Origin of the sequence: Acetivibrio sp. (assembly GCF_035371925.1) — a bacterium.
Taxonomy (GTDB): domain Bacteria; phylum Bacillota; class Clostridia; order Acetivibrionales; family Acetivibrionaceae; genus Hungateiclostridium.
In genome coordinates, this window is sequence record NZ_DAORXT010000166.1 from 1 (window position 1) to 2,722 (window position 2,722).

4 protein-coding genes are annotated in these 2,722 nt (G+C 42.5%); all 4 read right to left on the reverse strand.

The window, feature by feature from the left end; genetic code table 11:
- On the reverse strand, positions 1–250 hold a 250-nt coding region (locus PLH43_RS13470), incomplete at its 3' end, for a ThiF family adenylyltransferase (protein WP_324363966.1).
- The gene (thiS, locus tag PLH43_RS13475; RefSeq protein WP_324363968.1) at positions 247–456 is read right to left on the reverse strand and encodes a sulfur carrier protein ThiS; all 210 of its coding nucleotides are present in this window, start codon (positions 454–456) and stop codon (positions 247–249) included. The genes thiS and PLH43_RS13470, both read right to left, overlap by 4 nt.
- Positions 457–474: 18 nt before the next feature.
- Positions 475–2,274, reverse strand: a complete 1,800-nt coding sequence (locus PLH43_RS13480) for a GTP-binding protein (protein ID WP_324363970.1) — start codon at positions 2,272–2,274, stop codon at positions 475–477.
- 1 nt (position 2,275) lies between these two features.
- Positions 2,276–2,722 (reverse strand): phosphoadenosine phosphosulfate reductase family protein (locus PLH43_RS13485; protein ID WP_324363973.1); only part of this gene is annotated, 447 nt, incomplete at its 5' end.

Genomic DNA, 2,722 nt, shown 5'->3' on the forward strand with positions numbered 1-2,722 from the left:
GTTTTCCCACATCCTTGGTCAGGTGAATAATCTGTCTTTGAAGATTTGAAAGCTCTACTGCATCAAAATCCACAAGACCTATTGTTCCAACTCCCGCAGCGGCCAAAAACATGGCAGCCGGCGCTCCAAGGCCTCCTGTTCCAACAATCAAAACCTTGGATTCCAGAAGCTTCTTTTGCCCCTTCACACCAACATCTTTTAAAATAATATGCCTGGAATACCTCTCCATTTGCTCATTGGTAAAGCTCATAATGCGCCGCCTCCCATGAAATAAAGGAATTCCACAACGTCGCCTTCTTTTACAGTCAAAGTCTCAAAGTCCTTTCGGTCCAATATCTCATCATTTATCTGTACTGTGACGTAATCGGCCATTTCTACCTTTTGGATTTCCAGAAGTTCTTTTACCGTAACCTCTTTTTCCAAGGATACATCCTTACCGTTCACTTTAATTGTCATTTATAAACCCCCCATATTCTATATATAATATTCAAGTATGATTTCATGACGTTTTAGCAAATCACACACAGCTTCTACCGCACCCTTTGTGTCTTCGATATTTGCATCCGGAACAAAATTGTTGAAAGGTGTCTGCCCTATATTGACCACTATGATTTCATTGGGCTGGTTTAAAAGCTTTAGTTTCTTAGCCTCGTAATCATCCAGGTTAAATATACTGGTAATAAATATTTGACCCGAATCGGTAAATATTCTTGCCAGTTCTCCAATTTGCCTTATATGCTCGTCTCTATCCTCATAGCTGTTTACCGCGTCCGATGCAAGCCCGTGCAGTATACTTGAAACCCCAAGATAATATGCTTTGTACTTCATGTTGAAAAGCTGCTCTTCCAGTTGTCTTCCCACATCCTGGATATCCTTTTCTTTTCCTTCACTGCCTGAAGTAATTACAATAAACTTTGCCTTGTGTCCATAGGCATTTCTCCTCTGCTCCGCTGAAATCAGACTTTTCTCCCACAAAAATTCTCTTTCCCTGACATGGGTAATCAGGCTGCTGTCCGTATCCGGGACCTCTTCTAAAATAATTCCACCTCCGGATATCTCATAGTTGTCCACAATTACAAACCTTCCGGTCTGCTCGACATCGGAAATAACATCATAGGCAATGGGTTTTGTAGTTTCAAAAATACACTCCGCCACATCATGCCTTTCCACCTGGTCTTTGAAAGTGTCAATGTTCAGCTCCGCCGCATCAATAATATGTGTTATTTCAATCAGCTTTACTCCAATTTTCATAGTACCGATTTTCAATTTATAGTTTTTGTTCTTTATCAGAGGAGCTTTGCCCACCCAAAATATGTTTGCCCTAAAACGGGAGCTCACTGACGGATGCTTTTCGTTTGCTTTAACCATCAGCTCTCCGGGTTTTATGTAAATCTGTGTGGTTAATGTCACTCCTATTGCCTCATCTGCATAGGCTGTATTCCTGGGCTTTACATTAAATCCCTCAATACTGTTTATTACCGACCTTTTGTTTGAAGGAAGAAAGACAACCTCATCCCCTGCGCTAATCGAACCGCTTATGATTGTGCCTGCTACAATTCTCCGGTCGTCTCCTTCTTCTGTAAACTTGTAAATATCCTGCACAGGCATACGGAATGGAAGCTGCCGGTTCTCTTTCTTATTCACAAACCCATCCAACTGTTCTAAAACGGTGGGGCCTTCATACCACAAAGTATTTGGAGATTTTTGAGCAATATTATCTCCGTTGAAGGCACTGATAGGTATATAATTAATTGGTCTTATGTTAACCTTTTGCAAAAATTCCCCGAATTCCGAGACAATAGATTCATAAACTTCCTTGCTAAAGTCCACCAAATCCATCTTATTGACCAAAACAACCACTTGTTTGATTCCCAGCATGGAAACAATATGTCCGTGGCGTTTGGAATTTTCCTTTATGCCTTCCTTTGCATCTATCACCAAAAGGGCTGCTTCCGCCCGGGATGCTCCCGTAACCATGTTCTTCAAAAACTCCACATGACCCGGTGCGTCAATAATAATGTAGTCCCTTTTACTTGTCTTAAAAAAGCACCTTGCAGTATCAATGGTAATACCCTGTGCCTGTTCATCCTTTAATGCATCCAGCAAAAACGCATACTCAAAGGGTCTTGCGTTCTTTCTGCAATACTCCTTAACCGATTCAAGCTTTCCTTCCGGAAGAGAGCCGGTATCTGCAAGCAGCCTGCCAATGACGGTACTTTTCCCGTGGTCCACATGCCCGACAATTACAATGTTCATTTGTTCTCTTGCATCCATATCACATGTACCCCCCTCTTCTCAAGGTCTCAAGCCCGCCGCCGTCATCCTGATCCTGTGCCCGTCCTGACCTTTCTGCTATATTTGCAAACTTGCCGCTTTTTAGCTCTTCAATAATTTCCCTGACATTCTTAGCAGTAGACTCCACAGGGAAAGTACACGGATAGCATCCCAGGGATCTGTAACGCTTTCCATTCCCCTGGTCAAAATATAGTGATGTAATAGGTATGTTTTCCCTTTCTATGTATTCCCAGATGTTTAGCTCTGTCCAGTCCAAAAGCGGATGTATTCTAATATGGGTTCCCGGTGCAAAGTCGGTCTTGAACTGATTCCAAAATTCAGGAGGCTGGTCTTCCACAGCCCAGTCATTTTCCTTGTCCCTCGGTGAAAAATATCTTTCCTTTGACCGGCTTCCCTCTTCATCAGCTCTTACGCCCACAATAACTCC